A 20695-nucleotide genomic window follows, 5' to 3' on the forward strand; every position below is an offset into this window, starting at 1 on the left:
GACAGCTAACCGATATCAGGAATCCTTTTCATGACAAGAACTGACCAATGAGAAATTTTCTGACGAAGACCAAACCTCCGACCACTAATCCCATGGCGGTGGGACAGGTGGGCCTCGATGACGGCTATGCCTATACCAAAGTGGCGTTACCGGATGGTCGCCTCCTGGCGGTGCCTTCGCGGGCACGCATGGGATCGGCCGGTGTCACCTGGATACGGGATGAGGGGCGAAAATTTTGGTACAGGAAACAGGTGGCAGTGTGTATTCCGTCGTTACGGTCGATGGTGAGCCGCAATTCGATGAATACCCTGGCTCAACCTGAATCAGGTGATCGTCCAGCATGCACGCAACAGGCGGGTTGTCGGGCCGATCCGTCCGTATGTTGACAGGGTTGCCGGTCTCCTTTTTACCACTGTGATGGTCGCAACGGCGACAAGCGATCCATGCCAAAAGAGATGGTTTGAAATTGGCGGTTGAGCCTGTTGTTGCCAGAAAAGCATCGCAAAGGTCAGCGCAACAGGGGCTCCTAAAGGTGAGCATCGCCTTTCATGAAGTTATTCGGAAGGGCGCTGGCTGCCTGGGCCACGACGCCAGTTATTGCCAGCCGATGATGGTGTGACGTTGGACGCGGATCGCGTCAACGCCACATCGCTTATTAATCATTATCGGTGGCCGCACCACAGATTATGTAGTGGTTCAGGACCGGGGCATTGTGCACAGTTCGCAGCTCTCTGAATCGCGGCATGCTGAACGTCAAGATTCGCGTGGCGAACCGTATACAAGACAGTTCGATATCCAACGAGCTTGGCGAGCAGAGTATCAGTCGGGCCGTCGATACACATCGGTTGCGTTTGCATGGCAAGGATCATGATGTCTCGGCCATGGTGGCGGAAGCAAAACGCGAGTTGGTGGAACGACTCTATACCGAAACCCGCCGCAAGCTTGGACTCGGTGTGGAGTTGGATCGTGTGCTGTTCGTCGGCGGTGGCAGTGCTGCGTTAGCCGCTGTGTGCCGCTGGTTTCCCAATGAGTGCCGGCCCGACCATGCCGCTTTTGCTAACGCAAGAGGCATGCTCAAGTACCGGTTTGTCTGCGACGCCCCCGGTGAGGAGGGGTAACGACTTTGTACGTGGCCACTGCGGTCTCAGTAGCAAAGAAGATGTCAGCGGATTGTGCAAGTGACATCGCGGTTTTACCGTCAATCCAGTATCAGGGCTTGTCTGATTTTGCTCACCCTGCCGGGAAACACCTTCCCGCCAGGGAATCGTGTTCTCCGGCTTTCCATTATGTTCAAGGAGAAACTGTTGCCAATGATGAACAAACTACCCCTGAAAAACCGAAGTATTTCGATCTTGATATCCACGGCATCGGTTACCTCAACCGGGTTCGCGAAGTGACACCCGGAATGGGTTCCTGCCAGTGTCACCATCGCAGCACTTCACGAGGCCAACCGATAACATTCAGCACACGCATTTCGAGTGCGTGGTGGTGGAGTGAAAGAGGCGAAGGATGGTGCGTCAGCTAATGCCTGCGGTGGAAGCTGACTTTAAAGTCTTAGTGGGTTTCCACCTCGGTGATCTGCAAGCCGAAACCTTCATCTTCAAAACGGTGATCGACCGGTACGACGGGCATCAACCGCAGTCCGGTTACTGCGGTTCAGTGGATCAAGTCGAAGGTCAGCCCTTTCCGGCGCCGACGGCTGAGACCCACAACGCCGTAGCCTGACGACCAAATCTGATCGCATCTTGTGATGCGATCAATCTTTCAACCCAGCGAGGGAGATTCTCCCTTGCGGGCAGGTCTCCTCGACTCTTCAGGGACCGCTCAATCAAATCCTCACCTTCCGGGTGGTTCCTAAAACCGCTTTTGCGGCCATTTCGCATAGCGTCATTGAACGATCCTGAAAAGCAATCCCTGCTGCAGCTGGCCTTTGCGATATTGCAGGACCTGCACCAGCCGGGCGGCAGTTGAGCTAACCACCCGTGATTACTTGCGGATGTTGTTGGCTGAACGCAAAGCGGAAGTCTTTGGTTGTGTGTACCTGGATAATCGGCATCGGGTAATCGAAGCCGCAGAGTTGTTCCAGGGAACCATTGATGGTGCCTCGGTGTACCCCCGCGTGGTGGTGCAACAGGCGTTGACGCTTAACGCGGCAGCGGTGATGTTTTTTCACAATCACCCGAGTGGTGTCGCCGAGCAGTCACGCGGACGAGCGATTACCCAGCGCCTACAAGAAGCGTTGGCACTCGTTTGATATTCGTGTACTGGATCACTTTGTGGTCACGGTGGGGGAATCAGTTTCCTTCGCCGAACGCGGATTGCTGTAACGCCATTTACTTAACCCATTGGGGAGTCTTCTTCCCCAATGGGAAGGAGGTGCTCCCTGAATTTCTTAATTCATTTCTCCAGGGAGAAACCTTATGAAAAATTCAGAGCACAAGTCGTTGGAAGATGTCTTCGGTCCTGTTGTCGCAAGTTACAGTCGTGCACAGGCTATCGAAGATGGCGTCCTGATCGATGTCACCGCTATGGCACGTGAGGCTGGCTTCAAATGGCCAGTCGCACTTACCCATACCGCTTGGTGTGATTGCGTTGCCTGGACAGAGCGGGATAACCGCTTTCAAGTGCACCAGGACGAGTCTGGCCGTTTGTGGGACGTGCTGTTTATGGCGTTCTACGCCATTCGAACGGCTACTGCTCCTGGTGATCGGTTGCTGTTCTCGTTGTACCGCGTGCCGAAAGACGGGCATTCGACAGAAGCCGGCGAGGTGAGTTTGAAACTGATGGTTGGCCCCGGTGATGCCGGTGAACCGGTCGTCACGATCATGCTGCCCAGCGAAGATTAATGTCGCCGATCGAATCGGCTCCTTGCCCTGGCCACTTGGGATAAAGTGGCACCTCTTCTGCTCCCGCCTGCCGTTTCGCTTAATCCTGCTTTCAATCGAAAGTGCCAACACTGCATCAAACTGACGTTTTGCTTATGGTTCCACTGTAACCATGGGTCGAACAGATTTGTCTGTTCAACTGCCATGACAGGTCGCAGACCTGGCGTGGTGGTTGACGCGAACGAAGCCCTCGTCACTGCTTAGCGAAGCGGGGTAGTGACGAGGGCGGCGGAGCACGGAACGACAACGGATTGCGCTCGGATTGATGCGTTCCCAGCGAGTTCGCTCTAACTATACTAGCGGCCAAGAAACGTAAACAGTTCCATACGCGGCCACGGCGGTAACGTGGATGAGGATTGTCGCCCTCGCCATCAAAAATGGCAAAAACGGCAACGGCGCCAGCCGAGCTACCCTGGCGCACAGCATCAGCTGCAGCTCATCTTCAATATTTCCTCAAGAGCAGGACGTTCGTCCTCGCTTCAATCTGGCTAATGCCACCTCAAACCCGGCTTGCAAGTAGCCGACTACCAACGCGCCGTTTCACCGACGGTTTCTTTCAACTCGCGGACCGATGGTTCCGCTCATTTAAAAGGAGGTGAAGTACTCACCATCGCAACTGACTCTTAGAGTCCATTGGTTTACCCGGCACCATCTTCAGCAGAAGAGCAGCCAGGTTGCCTGCGACCAGGCTTATCAGGTCGAACGGGGAGTAGTGTCCCTTGACCCTTCCGCTTCGGCGGACCCAGTCAGGCTACGAGCCTGTGGTTGGTCAGAAACACTTACCAGACTGGAAAGTACACGATGAGAGACCTGAACTACCAATTGAAACAGTTGTGCAAACGCAATCGCGATGGCAGTTACAGTACGCAAGCCAATCGCGCGCGCATACTTAACCAGATTGCCAATCAACTGCAGGAGATGGGGTATCGGCGCATGACTACCCGATCCCTGAAGCCGAAGCACGTGGACGCCCTGGTGAAACGATGGCTCAGCGAGGGTATGGCGGCCGGTACCATCAAAAACCGTATGAATTGCCTGCGCTGGTGGGCCGCCAAGGTGGATAGGCGCAATGTTATTGCCCGATCGAATGAGTTCTACGGCATTCCCGATCGGCAGTTCGTCAGTCAACACTCCAAGGCGGTGGTTGTCGGTAACGATGCGTTGAGCAGCGTTAAAGATGAGCATGTGCGAATGACTCTGGAGTTACAGCGCGCCTTCGGATTGCGCAGGGAGGAGGCGATCAAATTTATCCCAGCTTATGCCGACCAGGGTGATCACGTTCGCCTGAAAGCTACCTGGACGAAAGGGGGCAAGATGCGGATCGTGCCGGTGCTCACCCAGGAACAGCGTGCCGTCTTGAATCGTGCCCACCGACTGGTGGGATCTGGTTCCCTGATTCCACCGCAGAAAACCTACATCCAACAGTTGCGGACCTATGAACGTCATACCACTCAGGCAGGTTTATCGAAACTGCATGGCCTGCGCCATGCGTATGCCCAGTCACGCTATCAGGCGTTGACGGGTTGGGCCTGTCCTGCGGCGGGTGGACCGGTCGCAAACAGTTTGAGCATCGAGCAACGACAGCAGGACCATCAGGCACGACTCACCATCAGTCGCGAATTGGGCCACGCCCGCGAGCAGATCAGCGCTGTTTATTTAGGTCGATGAGTTTGGGTCGAGATGTCTCATGGATAAGCACGACACTCACCGAGTGGATTAACCATTCACGCCAGAAGATCACTTGGCGATCATGATGCCATTCATCACGATCGAGGCCAAAACATGTCTTCGTTTAAACATCACGGAATCCCTCGTCTCCTAACGATACTGGTGTGCTGTTCTGGTGCTGCCGTCGGGAGCCATTCGGTAGTGGCGGCAGAGCGGCCCGTCACAACAATGACCACGCTGACCCAAACGGGTCGCTATTCCGTGATGGTCCGCTCAGCCGACCGCCGGGCAGCGGGATCTGTTATCGGTGACGAGAGCGATCACCATTCCAGGCGACATCGAAAGTGTGGGGGAGGCCTTCCACTGGATGTTGCGAGATTCCGGCTATCGCCTGGCGGCCGATGTTGTGCTGTCGGAGGAGGCGAAAGCCATGCTGGCGCTGCCACTGCCAGCGGTGCATCGTCGCTTTGAGCCCATGCCACTCCAAACCGTGATGGGACTTATGATCGGTCCTGCTTTTCATCTCATCCAGGATCCCGTTCACCGCCTCATTGCGTTCGAGCGTTGCGCGGATATTTCCGCCCCCAATGCGACGGGAGGTGCTGCAGTAATGGAAGCCTTTGTCATTGCCATCGTTTTTGTTACCGCATGGTTTTTGGGTGCTGAGTCCAGGCAAGTTGATCCGGAACCGCGTGCTGAAAGTGAGGCGGTTTCGATCGGCGATCAGATAGACGATCGAGAATGCTCCGTGCGTATTTGTGATCAGGAGTATCAGCTGATCATTCAGCGCGATCTGACCGTGCCCGTTGATCAACAGGTCAATGAAGATGGCCATTGAGCATCGCATGAGAAAACCTGCCATCGCATTAATCGGGTTCTGTCTTTGCATCACGTTGCCTGTGAACGCGGATACCCGACAGGCAGCGGAATCACCATCTTCGAACGCACTGGCGATCGAGCAATCTGAGACTGAACGTATCGACTCTCAGACGTTTCGTGCTGACCAGTGGGGATTAGATGAATCGGAATGGCAGCGTTACCAATCTTTGCTGCAGGGTATCCGGGGCAGCGTGAGTCCTGCGACCTTGTCACCCCTCGAAGTGCTGGGCATTCACGCGCGTAGTGCCGATGAACGTCGGCGCTACGCTGAACAGTGGGCAGTGATGATGCGTGACGATGCCGAGCGCATCCTGGCGTTTCAGCGGGCTTACGACGACGCCCAGCGGCGCCTGTTCCCCAACGGTTTGTTGATCGACCCCGGTGTTGCAGCGTCCACCAAGCCGGATCAAGGTCTGGCTGGAAAATTCGTGTGGCAGTCGTCGGACCGGGTGTTGTTCTTTACCGATACCCAATGCCCGACCTGCGATGCGGTGCTGGAGCGATTGGTCAGCCAGATCAAACAGTTCTCCGGCATCGATCTGTACCTGATCGATGTGTTTGCCGGTGATGAATCTCGCATACGTGACTGGGCGGCTTCGAAACAGATTGACCCCCAATGGGTGAGTGAGCACAAGATTACCCTGAACATCGACGCCGGTGCGCTAGGTAAGGTCTCCGCACATACGGGTCTGCAAGGACAAGATTTGCCCGTATTGATACTGCGGCGGGATGATCGCTTGATGCCCTTGCCGGTATCACGATTCTAGCGGGCGCCGGTCATGGGGAGTTGGCCGATCATACCTTGTGTCATCGGTTTGCTGTGGTGGTCGACGGCCGCGCAGTCGCAATCCGTGCCAGTGGGGTATCAGCAAGTCGCGAGCGAATACGGCCTGCCTCCGGGCCTGCTCTACGCGGTGGCCTTGACCGAGAGCGGACAAAGCTCGCTCAGCGATGGACAGTTCCGCCCCTGGCCGTGGGCGCTCAATATTGATGGGGAAGGGCACTATTTCCCGTCGCGTCAGATGGCATGGCAGGCCCTGCAGGCGGTGTTGACGGAAACCAAAACCTCGGTGGATATCGGGCTGATGCAAATCAGTTGGCGTTACCACCGTTCAGTCCTCGGCTCATCTTGGCAAGCGCTGGATCCCTACCACAACCTGCGTGTGGCCGCCGCGATCCTGCGCGACTGCTTCGTCGAACACACCCACTGGATTCAAAGCGCCGGCTGCTATCACGCACCCAACGATCCTGCCCGAGCTGATCGATACGGTCAGCGGGTCAAGGCGCACTGGATGCGGTTGACCGATACACCACAGGAGGTACACCTTGAGTATCCGTAAACAAAGATTGTTGCCAGTCCTGGTGCTCGGGCTCGTGCTCGGGCTGGTCATGAACTCCTCCGTATTGGCTGAGCTGGCGGTGATTTATGACAGTCGTCATACTCGGCCTTTAGCGCCGTTACTCAGCCCACTTTTGTCAAAGAAGACTCAATCGACCGCCCCGGCTGAATCGGGCGATCAGAATCTATCTTCAAAGTCCTTACTCGGTCCGGCGACTCTCAGCAATTTATTGCCCATACGGTCACCCGGATTGGCCGTCGGCGATACTGCCGATAGCCAACTGAATCCCGAGACCCTGGCGCGTTTGGCACAAGGGAATCCTCGTCCCTTCTTTCTCATCGGCTCGGATGCGGTGTCAGTGCAATGGCTGGCGACTCACCACGACACTCTCAAAGCCCTGGGTGCGGTGGGCATGTTGGTACAAGCCGATACCGAGGCGGATGTTCGACGGGTTGCTGAAGTGGCGCAGGACTTATCCATCACTCTGGGGGCCGGGAGTGATCTGGCCGCCGCACTGGGTATTCATCATTATCCGGTATTGATTACCCGTGATGGCATCCGGCAATGAGTTCGCATCCGATGGAAGCGCTGTTGCGGCCTCCCGTGGAGTTGTGGTCCACCTGTACGGCGTTTGCGGCGGGTACGCTGGCCTGGCTCGCCCCCTGGGCCTTGATGATGCCACCGGGTATCGCAATGGCCACCAGCCTGACTTTTTTCGGTTTTGGCTTGTGGCGGGGCCGTCAAGCATGGCGTGTGTTGAGCTATCAGCATCACATGAAGCGGCTGCCGGATTACCAAGTGCGGGCCAACCAGATCCCCGTCAGTCGCCATAAGCTGTTTTTGGGCAAAGGCTTTCGCTGGACCCAACAACACAGCGTCTGCGCGATACCCTGAAGCCTGAGGTTCAACGTTACGTTCAGCCGGGCGCACTCTACCAGTGGGCGCGACAAAAGGAAGTGGCCTGGGAATCGATTCCTGTCCTGTCTTTGCTGGCCAAAGCCCTCCGCAGTCGCAGCCGTTGGAACCCGTTGGCGCCACTACCAGCCGTCGGCGGTAAGCCCGCCCTGCACGCGGTTGAACCGCAAGAGCAGCCGGTGTGGATGGATCTGGGTGAACGGGTCGGGCACACGCTGGTGTTGGGCACCACGCGCGTCGGTAAGACACGCCTGGCAGAACTGCTGATTACCCAGGACATCCGCCGGGGTGATGTGGTCATTGTCTTCGACCCCAAAGGGGATGCCGATCTGTTGCGTCGTATCTACGCCGAGGCGAAGCGCGCCGGTCGGCTGGAGGATTTTTATCTGTTTCATCTCGGCTTTCCGGAACTGTCGGCACGTTACAACGCCATCGGTAACTTCTCCCGCATTACCGAGGTCGCGACCCGCATCGCCAATCAGCTGCCCAACGAGGGCAACTCCGCTGCCTTCAAGGAGTTCGCCTGGCGCTTCGTGAATATCATTGCGCGCGCCTTGGTGGCCCTGAAACGCCGGCCGGACTACCAGCAGATCCGTCGCTACATCAACGACATTGAGCCCTTGTTTGTGGAATACGCCGGCCATTGTGCTGGCGTTGCCGGCATAGAAGCCTGGGCGTCTCTGGTTGAAGCGCGCGCGGCGGATATTAAAGAGCGCAACCTGCCCAATGCCCTACGTGGGCGGTCGATGGAAGCCATCGCCTGCATGCGCTTGCTGCAGGAGAAGGCCATTTACGATCCCGTGCTGGACGGACTGATTTCCGCGTTCAAATACGACAAGACCTATTTCGACAAGATCGTCAGCTCCGTCGGCCCGCTGATGGAAAAGCTGACCACCGGCACCATTGCCGGGCTGATCTCACCGGATTACCAGGATGAGCACGATGCCAGGCCGATCTTTGAGTGGATGGATGTGGTGCGCCACAAGGGCATCGTGTATGTGGGACTGGATGCACTCACCGATACCACCGTGGCCAGTGCGGTGGGCAATTCCATGTTTGCGGATTTGGTGTCCGTTGCGGGGCATATCTACAAGCACGGTGTCGCGGCTAAGGGTACTGATGCACCAGACCCGGAAACCACATCACGCTCGACCCCCACCATCTCACTGCATGCGGATGAGTTTAATGAGCTGATCGGTGATGAATTCGTGCCACTGCTGAACAAGGCAGGCGGGGCAGGCTTTCAGGTCACGGCCTATACCCAGACCTGGTCGGACGTGGAAGCGCGAATCGGCAGTCGGGCGAAAGCGGGGCAGGTGGCCGGTAACTTCAATACCCTGCTGATGCTGCGGGTGAAAGAGCTGGACACCGCCGCCATGCTGACCGAACAGTTACCGCGGGTTGAGGTCTTCACCCTGATGAGTGTCTCCGGCGTCGATGATTCGTCGGATCCCGGTTCCGGGGTCGACTTCAAATCCCGCAACGAAGACCGGATCAGTGTTTCGGAAGTGCCGATGCTGACTGCCGCCGATATGGTCACCTTGCCCAAAGGGCAGGCCTTCGCCCTGCTGGAAGGCGGCCAGCTCTGGAAAATCCGTATCCCGTTGCCGGACGACCGCGAGGATACGGCCATGCCCGATGACTTTGAGGCGATAGCCGAGGCCATGCGCCGCAGCTATATCACCAACGATCACTGGTACCGGGTCACCGACCACTGGTGGCACGCCGTCTCCGAGGCCGCGATCCGACCCTCAGACGCCGGTGAGCAGGCTTGAGCACGGTGGAGCCCCGTGATCCCCGACGGCCGGTTGCACAGCCGGGTACCGTGTCCCGGTTGCTGACGGGTATCGCCCAGTGCCTTAAATGGCTGTTTCTCTCCCTGATGTTCTCCATCCTGGTGGAGTGGATCGGCATGGTGTTCTGGTGGGAAGAGCAAGGACTTGGCCACAGTCGGCAGATGCTGGTGAATGAGCTTCAGTTCCTCGGCACCGACTTTCATCGCAGCTGGTTAACCGCCCAGCCGATGGTGTTCGCCAGTAACCTCTCGGATCGCATCTACCAGTTTGCCTTCGAGTGGACGGGCCTCGTGGATCTGATTCATTGGATCACACCGGTACCGTCCGCGGAGGAAACCGGTCTGAGACCGGTGCTGCACCGGTTTTACCGCCCCGTCGCTGACTATGTGCTGGCGGGTATGCAAATCACCCAGGTCTTTGCGGTACGACTCGCCATCCTGACGCTGGCCACGCCGGTATTTGGACTGTTCACCCTGGTGGCGCTGGTGGATGGACTGGTGCGGCGCGACCTGCGGCGTTGGGGCGGCGGCAGGGAAAGTTCTTTCGTGTACCACTACGCCAAGAAAGCCGCCATACCGCTGATCATCATGGCCTGGGTGTTGTACCTGGCGCTGCCGTTCAGTTTGCACCCGTCCTGGATCATCCTGCCATTCGCGCTGGCCTTTGCCTTCGCCGTCACCACCGCCAGTACCTTTAAAAAGTACCTTTAATACAAAGTCATTGAACCAGTTGACTGTACCGTTACAGTCTGCTAGGCTGCATTTAAGCACTGTAAAGGTACAGTCTGAATGCTGTTTAGGAGGTAATCATGATCGCTCAAGCCGAACAACTGCTGCAACGTGGTTCCAGTGTCACCAGTTCACTGCTGCCGGCGATTTTCAATATCTTCAGCCAGTGGCGCCTCACTGGTGCCCAGCAGATGACGCTATTGGGGCTCAGTAATGAGAAGACCCTCTACTAACTGGAAGAGCCAACCCGAGAAGGCCAAGCTGACGCGAGACCTGTTGGAACGGGCCAGCTACATTTTGGGGATCTACAAGTCCCTGCAAATCCTGTTGCCTGATCAGGTGCTGGCTGACCAGTGGCTGGCCACACCGAACGACAACCCGCTGTTCAATGGCACGGCGCCGCTGGACCGGATACTTGCTGGTCAGGTGGTCGACCTGGCCGTGGTCAGGGATTTTCTCGATGCGGAGCGGGGTGGCTGGTGATTGCAATCGATACGCTACCCAGCAGCGAGGTCAATGAACCGGTCTATCGGGTCATACTGTCGCGCTACCCGCAGATCAACCTGTTTGAGCGCGTCTCCAACCCACAGGATTGGGAGGTGCTCTACGCTGTCGAGTCCCTGACGAATCCCAGGCTACGGGATGAAGTCGGTGATATTCGCCTGGTGCCGCCGGAAGACCGCGTCTATGGCGATGGTGCATCCTGGATCATGGCGGCCTTTACCCACCCGCCAGTCGATGGGCGAGGTGGTCGCTTCAACCGGGACTTCGGTATCTATTACTGCGCCGCCGATGAAGCGGTCGCCATCGCTGAATCGTCTTTCCACCGGGCGCGCTTCCTGCGGGAATCCCGAATCGACAAAACTACCCAGGAAATGCGCGTTATCCGCGCGCAGCTGGGGCAGACAACCCTTCACGATGTAAGGCGCCTGGTTGGACATGCCATTTACCATCCCGATGACTACGGTGAAGCCCAGCAGCTCGGTTACGCGTTACGTGATGCCAAAAGTTTCGGCGTTCACTACCAAAGCGTGAGAGCGCAAGGGGAGTGCTACGGGGTGATGCGTGCTCGAGCGCTGTCCGATGCGATCCACTGGCGCTATCTGCGCTACCACTATGACCAAGGGACGATCGTTGACGTTGAATCCCTCGATGGCAGTGGCAGGAGGTGATGGCAATGTACAAAGAACTGCTGTGGATCTTCACCCAACTCCCGGACGATTACATCGTCCTTGATACCGAAACCACCGGACTCCCTGACGAAAACGGCCCGCCGGATATCGTGACACTCGGTATCACCGTGGTAAGAAATCGAGAGATAGCGGAATCCGTCGAATTTAAAACACGGCCACAAAAACACATTTCAGAAGAAGCACAAAGAATACACGGGATCACCAATGAACAGGCCGCTGAATTCGAATCCTTCGACGCCCAATGGAACCAGATTGCCGAATACCTGAAAGATCGGCTTATCGTCATTCACAACGCCAGTTTTGACTGGCCGATTATGCTGGATCACGTTGCCCGCTACGGTTTATCAATGCCGCCAATTCAAGGTGTATTTTGCAGTCAGAAAGCAGCCATTCCCTGGGCGCAGGCAATGAACCTGCCGTGCAGCCACAGAGGACCGTCGTTAGATACGCTGACGAAAGTTCTGGGTATTGAAGACCTCAGAGCAAAGTTTGGTGGAATTCATGGGGCGCAGATAGATAGTCAGCAAGCGGCTCAAGTTTCAGAGGTGATGAGACACAATGGTAATATAGATCAGGCTTAAATCTTGAGTCACGATTGATGGAAATAGATCTTTAAGGTTAGTTCAGTATCGTATGATAAAGACAATCACCTCACTAACACGCTGGCTTGCCAATCGCATCTATAGCATTGTGTCTTGGCTGGAAAGCAAAGACCGCTCCGCCGACATGCAATCGAAGTTCGTGGACCTTGCGCCAACTGATGAGGCGGACAAGGCTGGCGTATATTCCGAAGCGATTCTGTTTGCCACGAACAATGCGAAGGTCTCCAACATTGCCCTAACGGGTCCCTATGGGTCGGGAAAGAGCAGCATCATCCAATCCTTCTTGAAGAAGTATCGGCGGCCTGCGCTTCATATTTCTCTCGCTGCGTTCGTTCCCGAGGCCGATTCGGGGGGCGAGAAGGTGAGCCGTCAAGAGATAGAGAGAAGCATCTTGCAGCAGATGCTGTATGGTGCTGACGCAAACAAGCTTCCGTTATCGCGGTTTAAAAGAATTCAGTCGCCCGGTGTTGGGTCGATTTTCAAATCTCTTTACATAATGCTTGGAACTCTCGCGCTTTGGTACGTGTTTCATCAGCGAGAAGACATCATCAGCGGCTCCTTTTTCGTTCCGCTCGCGCTCAGCAATTGGCTTAACCTGGGGATCTTCCTGCTCGCGGCATCATTCCTCTGGGTGGCATTGCATCACCTTTATGTCGCGAGCTTCGGTCTGTCACTCAAGAGCATCTCGTTGAAGGACGTTGAGATAAAGCCGCACATGATGACCAGTCGTCCATATTGAACCGTCACCTAGACGAAATAGTTTACTTCTTTCAATCAACCGATTACGACCTTGTAGTCATTGAGGATATAGATCGATTTGAAAATGCCGAAATTTTCGTCACACTGCGCGAAATTAATAGCCTCGTGAACGAGAACGCTGGCGTGAAACGCACCATCAGATTCCTCTACGCCCTGCGCGACGACATGTTTGTCAACACCGATCGAACCAAGTTCTTCGAATTCATCATTCCCGTCATACCGATCATCAACACATCGAATTCGATCGACATGGTATTGGAACAGGGAAGGAGACTTGAACTCGACGGGCGCCTTGATCGGCAGTTTCTGAGAGAAGTCTCACGATACTTGAACGACCTGAGATTGATTCAGAACATCTTTAATGAATACGCCATTTATGTGGCTAATTTGGAAACTGATGGAGAGAATCTGCTCGACGCCAACAAGCTCCTCGCGATCCTGATCTATAAAAACGTCTATCCAAGGGACTTTGAGCAACTGCACCGCGGCGAGGGTGCTCTCGCCGAAATCTTGAACCACCAAGACGAGTTGATCAGACATGGTGAGACCACTTACAGGAACGAGATCGCGGAACTCGAAGAGCGGCTCAACGCCGCCGAACGACAGACGCCTTCAGACGTGAGAGAATTGCGCCAAATTTACGCTATGGCTCTGCTTGAAAAGCTGCCCGCGAATGTTGCAAGCGTCAGTCTTGACGGGCGAATATGGATCAGCCTTCAGCAGATGGTCGCGCACGATGCGTTTGAACAGCTGCTAGACGCTCCGCGTCTTATCTGTCGCAGCGTTCAGGGACATCAACAACAGCACAATATTCCTAATCTGCAAAATGAGGTGGATTCTCAGAAATCCTATCAGCAACGCAAGGACGAGATCGAAAGCAAGGCGACTGACAGTAAGAACAAGAGCTTGCGCCGAGTACGCGACCTTAAATCAAAGATCGCAACGCTTCGCACCACTAAGCTCAACGAGCTCTTGCGTTTGAACACCGATCGCGTCCAAGATCTTTTCGAGGACTTCGGGGAAAACGGAGAACTTGCCCGTTTTTTGATCCTGGAAGGCCATCTCGACGATACCTATTACCAATACACGTCACTCTTTCACTCGGGCCGTTTGTCGCCCAATGACAACAAGTTTCTGATCCAAATACGGGCATTCGTCACGCCTGAGCCGGGTTTTCCGATTGATAATCCCAAAGAGGTCATTGCCGCGATGCGAGATGAAGACTTCCGGCAAAGTTACGTTTTGAACGTTAAGCTCGTTGATAGCCTCCTGAGTGATCGGAGTCGCTATCTTGACCAAACGCAGAAGCTTTTCGAGTTTCTCTCGGCCGAGTTTGAGAGCTGCGAGGGCTTTTTCGATGCCTATTATGACAGCGGCCGCTATGTTGCAGGATTACTATCGGGATTAGCCGACGCTTGGAAAGGTCTCGTCCCAACAGCCATTGCCAGCCCCAAGAATATCCTTCACGTCACCCAACTACTTGCGGGCCTACCTGAAGGCTCGCTCAAAACGCTCGCAAGGGATTTTGACGAACTACCGGAATTTGTTTCGGCGAACCTTCCTGAAATTCTGGAGCAGTCACCCGAACTAGCACCGGAACGCCTTAAATGCCTCGACTTCGAGGTCAAAGATCTGGCTGCAATCAAAAAACACTTTGGAATTGTAAGGTTCATGTTCGAGGCGGGACTTTTCGAACTTACGATAGCGAACCTGGAATACATCTACGGGTCGATATTGGGAGAGAACGATCTCGAGCCACTGCGCGAGAGAAACTTCACTGCCATACGTTTGACGAACAACGCTATCTTGATGGAGCGGGTCGAACGCGATTTCGACCGCTACTTTAGCGATGTACTTTTGGAGATGGAAGAAAACTCTAAAGAGGATGCACCTGCTATTCTTTCCGTGGTTCGCCACGATACACTTGATGAGGATGATCTTCGGGAGTTTTTAGAACGGCAGACAACATTATTGCCAAGCCTGGAGGACGTGCCTAAAAGATTGCACGCGGTGCTGTTCAAGCTAAGTATGATCGAACCAACTTGGGTGAACTGTCGTGATTTTATAGAAAGTGAGGGATTCGAGGCAGATAGCTTGGTTGGCTATCTTGATCGAGATGGTGTTCGTTCGGCTATCCTGCAACACCCCATACCAAGTGACTCAGATTCACTGCAGCTGCGTCAGTTCATCGTCGGGGCAGGTTCGCTGTCTGATACCGCCTATAGTGAATATGCTCACGCCCTGCCGAACTCGTTCAAAAAGCCACCCGAAGGACTCGAGCCAGCCAAGCTTCGAATCCTGATAAATGAAGGAAAAATCACATTATCTAAGGAAAGTCTCGACGCTCTCGCAGACAACAGGAATTTGCAGGTACTATTCGTCGCGGCCAACATCGACACATATCTGACAGATCCAGACAACTTTGCACTCGACGATGGTTTCCGAGAGGAGCTTCTTCGATCTGAAATTGATAGTGTAGCCAAGCTCCGGTTAGTCGAATTGATGGATCTAGAGGCGCTAGTAGGCCTTCCCGAGCGGTCAGCACTTGTCGGCTCGATTATTGACAACACCGACGCCAATATATCCAACCTTAATGGGAGTATTGTGCAATCTCTAATAACGCATTCTACGCTCATAGCAACGCAAATTTCACTCTTTAACAAATATCACTCTCTTATGACCGATGACGAAGTGCGTCATGTCTTGGCCAATTTACCGAAACCATTTTCCGAAATAAAATCTGGGTACAATAAGCCGAGACTGGAAAACACACTCGAGAATCAGAATTTGGTCAGATGGCTTGATTCAAGAAACATTATTTCGTCATGGAGTGAGGGTGGATTCTTTACTGACGATATAAGAGTGAATCTCTATAGGCGCTGATTAACGGCTTCCAAAATTCCATACTGTCTCGGTGTCAGCACTACCCCACCTGGAGCGTAAAACCCTGGAGATTTGGGGGCAGGTCTTTGATTTTTTATTCACTGAATGTTTGCTAATGGTCGTGAATAGATTTTGTCTGAGGATCTAAAAACCACACCACCCACCGAATAGATTTCTCATCGTCCTTCCCAGCTAATTCTCGCACTATGCCCCGTAACAACTCACGGGAGCAGCAGTGCCATGAAACGCCATCTCTGGCTACCTTCTTTTCTGATTATAGGCTTGGTTGTCACGCCGTCGGCTTTTGCCGATGCAGACGCCGAGCGCGAGGCGCTCGCCAAAATCATCCATGAGCTCAATGCCCTCGAGCCACTAATTAAGCGCGCAGAGGCCAACGCCGAGCAGGATTCCCGTATCCGATTTCGCTATGACTGGCTGCGTCAGGATCTGAAGCAGATCAAGGACGGCATCCAGTCACACATCGACTCTCCCCGTGCTCAGCCTCGCTCATTTCCGCCATTGCGCGGCGATTACCGTCGATAGGTTTCGTCATGAACGCCGCACAACAAACAGCTTTTCAAGCCGGTTCCGGTATTACCCCAGCCACCATGCTGACGGCCATCGCGTCGATGGTGTTGGTGTTGGCGTTTGTCTGGGTGATCTGGGTAGCGTTAGGCACTTTTCGGGCCTGGCAGGAAGGGCAGGCCACGCTCTTTGATCTGACCTGGAGCACCCTGCGGGCAAGCATTGTGTTGATGGTTTTGGGTTTCTATTTGCGGTGAGTCGATCGAGTTGAGACCGAGAAAGTCCGGTAAGGGCAAACGGCGATGCAGCGCAGTGGGATGCGGGGATGGTTCCCCTTTTTATCAGCGTTACAGAAGAGGACATTTGTTATGGGCACATCAAATACAAAAAGCGGTTTTAGCAAAAAGTCTGTTGTTATCAGCAAGTCGCTATCGCCAGTGGTCGCGGTGCTATTCCCACTGCCGCTCTGGGCGGCGTTGCCGACACCGGTTGCGCCGAGTACCGCGCCACCAGCGGGTGACTGGATCGGCTTGATTCAAGGCTACATCAAAGATGGTGGCTTGGTGCTCGGCCTGGCCATCGCAGTGCTGGGTTTTCTCTGGATCGCCTACCTGGGCTTCGCAAAATTCAATGAAGCTCGCCAGGGCAAGGCGGAGTGGGCTGAAGTCGGTGTGCTGGGGATTGTCGGCGCGATCGTGCTGATCTTCGCCAGCTATCTGCTCACAGAAGCGGCTGGGGTTATTTAACACCCGACGTCAATATCAACTTGCCGTAGGAGACGCGAATGTCCAACGACCATGAAATTCTGGCGGATCGGCTCAATGCCGAGCCCGCCATCTTTAAAGGTTGCTCTTCTTCAGAGCTGGGCATGATTGTGGGGTTGGCCATTGTGATATGGCTGCCCCTCAGTCTGTTACTGGCCTGGTTGCTGGGTGCCATCACCATGGGTTTTGGTATCGCCGGTGTCGGTGTGGTGGCCACTGTGGTCGCTCTGGCGACGCTGTTTCAGCGTATCAAACGCGGCCGACCTGAAGGCTATTACCAGCAATGGCTGCGTATCCGTCTGCAGACGATGGGGCTGTATCGCACGCCCTGGGTACTACGCAGCGGGTCCTGGGATATAGGGAGAACGCACTATGCGCCGCTACCGACTCGAAATCGATAACGTGCGGTCCCATTTGCGCTCCCTGTGGATCGTGATTGGCTTGCAAGGGATGATCATTCTCGCGCTCTGGATCGGCTGGAGCCAGGCACCCAAGCAGCTGCGGGTTTATGTGCCACCCGATCTGCGCTCGGGTGCAGTTCTGGCGGCTGAGGAGGTGCCTCCGGCCAATGTCTATGCCTTTGCGTTCTATATCTTTCAGCAACTCAATCGCTGGCCCGAAAACGGCGCAACGGATTACGGCAGCGCAATTTTTCGGATCTCGCCCTACCTGACACCGCGCTACCGCAATGACCTGATCGCCGATATGGAACTCAAAGCCCGGCGCGGCGAGTTGGCCTACCGGGTGCGCGGTGTCCATGAAGTGCCGGGGCACGGCTACGAGGAGCGCCGCGTCGATGTGTTATCGCCCGATGTCTGGATTGTCTGGCTGGATCTGGATCTGCTGGAGTCCGTGAAAGGCATGACCGTCAAGCAAACCACGATTCGCTACCCGATTCGCGTGGTGCGTCAGGCTATCGATCCGGAAGCCAATCCCTGGGGGTTGGCACTCGACGGCTACGCCAGTGACGGCCCGCGTCGATTAACCGATGCCGAACTCGCCGAATCCAGCGCAACGGGCACCAACACAGGTAAGGAATCCTCAAGATGAATACTCGGTATTTTTACTCCCCAGTGAAATGCATCGCTCTGCTCTGGTTTCATTTTTTAGGGCTATGTTTCCCGCTGCTGTCCTTTGCACAAGTCGATGACGCGGCATTGAGCACTCAGGAACGCGTTGTCTGGAACAAAGCGCCCATCGCAATTCCCTTGGTCGTCGGTGAAGAGCGCCTGGTGCATTTTCCGGATTCGGTGAGCATCGGCCTGCCGCAGTCACTGACACCGTTGCTGCGCAGCCAAAGCATCAACGGCACCCTATACCTGTTGGCCAGGCAAGCCTTTGAGCCCACCCGTGTCATGGTGCGCCCGGAAACCGACGGCCCGATCTACGTCCTCGATATATCAGCGGCGCCAGGCGGAGCAGACAGTCGATCATTGCCGGATGTACAGGTGCTGCTCCAATCACCACAAAAGCCACCGCAGGATTCGTCGGAAAACGCCGGTGCCGATCAGTCAACATCGGGCAACCGCTCACAGCCTTTGGGGTATGCCGCTTTAACCCGATATGCCGCGCAACAACTCTATGCGCCAACACGACTGATCCCCCGGCAGCCGGGCGTGGTTGCCATACCCGTGAACCCCGAACCGGTCGACTTGGTGGTTGGCGGCAAGATCGAAGCCGTGCCGGTTGCCGCCTGGAAGGCGGGTTTGCGGTACGTCACTGCCGTCAAGCTGATCAATCGTACCCAAAGACCCGTGGTGCTGGATCCACGCGAACTGCGCGGGTCATGGCTGGCGGCGACCTTTCAGCACAATCGCCTGTTACCCGCTGGCAGTGAGGCCGATACCACAGCCGTCTATCTGGTGTCGGATCGGCGCTTTGATGCGGCCTTTTGATGTGGCGCTTTGAGAGAGGATAGGAATCTACCCCATGTCGATGGTCACCAGTAATCGTTTGTTACCACTTCTTGCCGGTTCCGTTGTGCTGATGGCGGTGCTCGTCGCGGTGAAGTCCTGCTCCCCGAGTGACGAGCAACCTCAGTTGTTGGAAGCCGTGCCACAGGCACCGAAACCGGATGCCGATACACCGGCGGATACCATCAAGACACTGACGGCCAATGTCAGCGCCATGACTTCGGAGCTCAATGCCCTGCGCCGGGATAACACCGCACTCAAGCAGGAAAACCGCGATTTGATCGAAGACCGAAAGCAGATCGAAAACAACGTGCTGTCGAGAGTGCAGACAGCCTTGGAGGCAAAACGTACCGACGCCGCGCCAAGCGAAACCACGTCGGCTATCGCCGCGTTGACGGCGAGGGTGGATTCCCTGGCCAACCGCTTTGGGACATCATCGACACAGCGGTCTTCCACGGGTTCTGATATTCCGGTCGGGCTCGGTCTGGATGGAGTCAGCACATCGGCGTCGGAAGCGGAATCACTGGTGTGGGTCAACCCCCTAGAGCTTGCGCCATCGCCTGATGCTGATAAGGAGACGTTGCTTAACCGCTTCACTCGCGGCAGCCGCAATGCGTTAGATAGCGCCGGTCCGGAAGTGAAATCGCTGGTAGCGAAAGGATCCGAAGCCCTCAATACTGCTCTGCCGGTCTACACCGTGCCGCGCAATGCCACCCTGATTGGATCAACTGGCATGACCGCCTTGGTGGGCAGGGTGCCAATTCAGGGACAGGTGCGCGATCCCATGCCGTTCAAGGTGATTACCGGCAAAGAAAACCTGGCCGCCAATGGACTGCGCATTCCAGGCATTGAAGGCATGATCTGGAGTGGAACGGCTGTTGGCGACTGGACGCTCTCCTGTGTGACCGGGAAATTGGAATCGGTGACCTTCGTGTTCGAGGACGGCACCATTCAGACCCTCTCCAGCGATGACAACCAACGGGGTGGTTCCAGTGGAAGCAGCGATAGACCGCTGGGCTGGATCTCCGATGCGCGGGGTATCCCCTGTATCACGGGCGAACGCAAGACCAACGCTTCCGCATTCCTGGCACAACGCATTGGTGTGATGGCCCTCGAAGCCGCCGGTGAAGCGGCATCACAGGCCGAAACCACAACGCTGATCAATGATTCAGGCTCGGCCACCAGTGTGGTCTCCGGTGAGACCGGTAAATACGTACTGGGCAAAACCCTGAGCGGCGGTAGCGACGAAGTCGCCCAGTGGTTGCGGGAGCGTCAGGCACAGAGCTTCGATGCGGTCTTCGTGCCCGCCGGTGTCCAGCTGGCAATTCACGTTGATCATGAACTCCCCATCGATTTCCATTCCAACGGCAGGAAACTTCATCATGAAACCAATCTTTTCCAGCAAGCGACGTTTACCACTGGTTCTGGTCTGGACTAGCGCTCTGATGGTCGGCTGCGCCAGCACTAAAGAGACAGTACTACCGCAGGACGGCCCGACCATGAAGTCCATTTACGATCAGCACATGGTGGATGTTCAGAAGCCAGACCATCGGCGAGTCATCGGTGGTCAGCCGTTACCGCAATCTGGCATCGACCACTACCAGGGCTTTGTTCGAGAGGCTGCTAATGAAATCGACACGGTATTTCCCCGTCTGCCGAATCCTACGCTGGTGATGTATATCTTTCCTCACTTATCGGGCAGTGGACGCACTCCGGTACCAGGTTATGTCACCACCTTTCCCTTTTATGAAAAGGTGGAGTACGCCTTACCGGGAGAAGTGCCGGGGGAAGTGCCCGGTGAAGCGTCCGCAGCGGTCAATCATTCGACGTTGGATCAGTAGGAAC

At 55.4% G+C, this 20695-nt stretch carries 18 protein-coding genes and 7 pseudogenes; all 25 read left to right on the plus strand.

What is annotated here, in order from left to right; genetic code table 11:
* Positions 1–40 precede the first annotated feature (40 nt).
* The 25 genes and pseudogenes from H7A02_03055 (at position 41) to H7A02_03175 (ending at position 20691) form a co-directional block, all read left to right on the plus strand.
* A pseudogene (locus H7A02_03055) lies at positions 41–1118 on the plus strand (ParM/StbA family protein).
* Positions 1119–1159: 41 nt separating this feature from the next.
* Positions 1160–1725 (plus strand): annotated as a pseudogene (locus H7A02_03060) (DUF3577 domain-containing protein).
* A gap of 102 nt (positions 1726–1827) precedes the next feature.
* A pseudogene (locus H7A02_03065) lies at positions 1828–2327 on the plus strand (DNA repair protein RadC).
* A 93-nt stretch (positions 2328–2420) separates the two neighbouring features.
* The gene (locus H7A02_03070; GenBank protein ID MCP5171239.1) at positions 2421–2846 is read left to right on the plus strand and encodes a hypothetical protein; all 426 of its coding nucleotides are present in this window, start codon (positions 2421–2423) and stop codon (positions 2844–2846) included.
* A gap of 388 nt (positions 2847–3234) precedes the next feature.
* On the plus strand, positions 3235–3405 hold the full coding sequence (locus H7A02_03075) for a hypothetical protein (GenBank protein ID MCP5171240.1): 171 nt from the start codon (positions 3235–3237) through the stop codon (positions 3403–3405).
* A 281-nt stretch (positions 3406–3686) separates the two neighbouring features.
* Entirely contained in the window at positions 3687–4553 is an 867-nt protein-coding gene (locus H7A02_03080; GenBank protein MCP5171241.1) for an integrase domain-containing protein, read from the plus strand.
* Between the two features lie 201 nt (positions 4554–4754).
* Positions 4755–5157 (plus strand): annotated as a pseudogene (locus H7A02_03085) (pili assembly chaperone).
* Positions 5158–5163: 6 nt separating this feature from the next.
* Positions 5164–5391: a hypothetical protein gene (locus H7A02_03090; protein MCP5171242.1), complete on the plus strand. Its 228-nt coding sequence runs from the start codon at positions 5164–5166 to the stop codon at positions 5389–5391.
* Entirely contained in the window at positions 5381–6199 is an 819-nt protein-coding gene (locus tag H7A02_03095) for a TIGR03759 family integrating conjugative element protein (protein ID MCP5171243.1), read from the plus strand. The genes H7A02_03090 and H7A02_03095 overlap by 11 nt, the downstream gene beginning before the upstream one ends.
* A gap of 12 nt (positions 6200–6211) precedes the next feature.
* Positions 6212–6772 (plus strand): lytic transglycosylase domain-containing protein, encoded by a 561-nt coding sequence (locus H7A02_03100; GenBank protein ID MCP5171244.1) that lies wholly within the window; start codon positions 6212–6214, stop codon positions 6770–6772.
* A gap of 7 nt (positions 6773–6779) precedes the next feature.
* Positions 6780–7340, plus strand: coding sequence for an integrating conjugative element protein (locus H7A02_03105; protein MCP5171245.1), 561 nt, complete (start codon positions 6780–6782; stop codon positions 7338–7340).
* Positions 7337–9462 (plus strand): annotated as a pseudogene (traD, locus tag H7A02_03110) (type IV conjugative transfer system coupling protein TraD). Before H7A02_03105 ends, traD begins: the two are co-directional and overlap by 4 nt.
* Positions 9463–9467: 5 nt before the next feature.
* The gene (locus H7A02_03115; GenBank protein ID MCP5171246.1) at positions 9468–10193 is read left to right on the plus strand and encodes a TIGR03747 family integrating conjugative element membrane protein; all 726 of its coding nucleotides are present in this window, start codon (positions 9468–9470) and stop codon (positions 10191–10193) included.
* A 98-nt stretch (positions 10194–10291) separates the two neighbouring features.
* Positions 10292–10694 (plus strand): annotated as a pseudogene (locus H7A02_03120) (DUF2384 domain-containing protein).
* A complete protein-coding gene (locus tag H7A02_03125) occupies positions 10691–11383 on the plus strand; it encodes an RES family NAD+ phosphorylase (GenBank protein ID MCP5171247.1) in 693 nt (230 codons plus the stop codon). The pseudogene H7A02_03120 and the gene H7A02_03125 overlap by 4 nt, the downstream one beginning before the upstream one ends.
* Before the next feature lie 5 nt (positions 11384–11388).
* Positions 11389–11985, plus strand: coding sequence for a 3'-5' exonuclease (locus H7A02_03130; protein ID MCP5171248.1), 597 nt, complete (start codon positions 11389–11391; stop codon positions 11983–11985).
* A gap of 52 nt (positions 11986–12037) precedes the next feature.
* Positions 12038–15648, plus strand: a pseudogene (locus H7A02_03135) (ATP-binding protein).
* A gap of 240 nt (positions 15649–15888) precedes the next feature.
* Positions 15889–16191 carry an RAQPRD family integrative conjugative element protein gene (locus H7A02_03140; GenBank protein MCP5171249.1) on the plus strand — a complete coding sequence of 101 codons (303 nt, stop codon included), beginning with the start codon at positions 15889–15891 and terminating at the stop codon, positions 16189–16191.
* Between the two features lie 8 nt (positions 16192–16199).
* Positions 16200–16430 (plus strand): TIGR03758 family integrating conjugative element protein, encoded by a 231-nt coding sequence (locus tag H7A02_03145; protein ID MCP5171250.1) that lies wholly within the window; start codon positions 16200–16202, stop codon positions 16428–16430.
* 111 nt (positions 16431–16541) lie between these two features.
* Positions 16542–16919 (plus strand): TIGR03745 family integrating conjugative element membrane protein, encoded by a 378-nt coding sequence (locus H7A02_03150; protein ID MCP5171251.1) that lies wholly within the window; start codon positions 16542–16544, stop codon positions 16917–16919.
* 38 nt (positions 16920–16957) lie between these two features.
* Positions 16958–17338 carry a TIGR03750 family conjugal transfer protein gene (locus H7A02_03155; protein ID MCP5171252.1) on the plus strand — a complete coding sequence of 127 codons (381 nt, stop codon included), beginning with the start codon at positions 16958–16960 and terminating at the stop codon, positions 17336–17338.
* Positions 17310–17987, plus strand: coding sequence for a TIGR03746 family integrating conjugative element protein (locus tag H7A02_03160; GenBank protein MCP5171253.1), 678 nt, complete (start codon positions 17310–17312; stop codon positions 17985–17987). Before H7A02_03155 ends, H7A02_03160 begins: the two co-directional genes overlap by 29 nt.
* Positions 17984–18832, plus strand: coding sequence for a TIGR03749 family integrating conjugative element protein (locus H7A02_03165; GenBank protein ID MCP5171254.1), 849 nt, complete (start codon positions 17984–17986; stop codon positions 18830–18832). Before H7A02_03160 ends, H7A02_03165 begins: the two co-directional genes overlap by 4 nt.
* Before the next feature lie 34 nt (positions 18833–18866).
* On the plus strand, positions 18867–20288 hold the full coding sequence (locus H7A02_03170; protein MCP5171255.1) for a TIGR03752 family integrating conjugative element protein: 1422 nt from the start codon (positions 18867–18869) through the stop codon (positions 20286–20288).
* On the plus strand, positions 20233–20691 hold the full coding sequence (locus H7A02_03175) for a TIGR03751 family conjugal transfer lipoprotein (protein MCP5171256.1): 459 nt from the start codon (positions 20233–20235) through the stop codon (positions 20689–20691). The genes H7A02_03170 and H7A02_03175 overlap by 56 nt, the downstream gene beginning before the upstream one ends.
* The last annotated feature ends 4 nt before the right edge of the window (positions 20692–20695 follow it).

The sequence above is a fragment of the Pseudomonadales bacterium genome (genome assembly GCA_024234435.1).
Classification (GTDB): Bacteria; Pseudomonadota; Gammaproteobacteria; order Pseudomonadales; family Porticoccaceae; genus JACKOF01.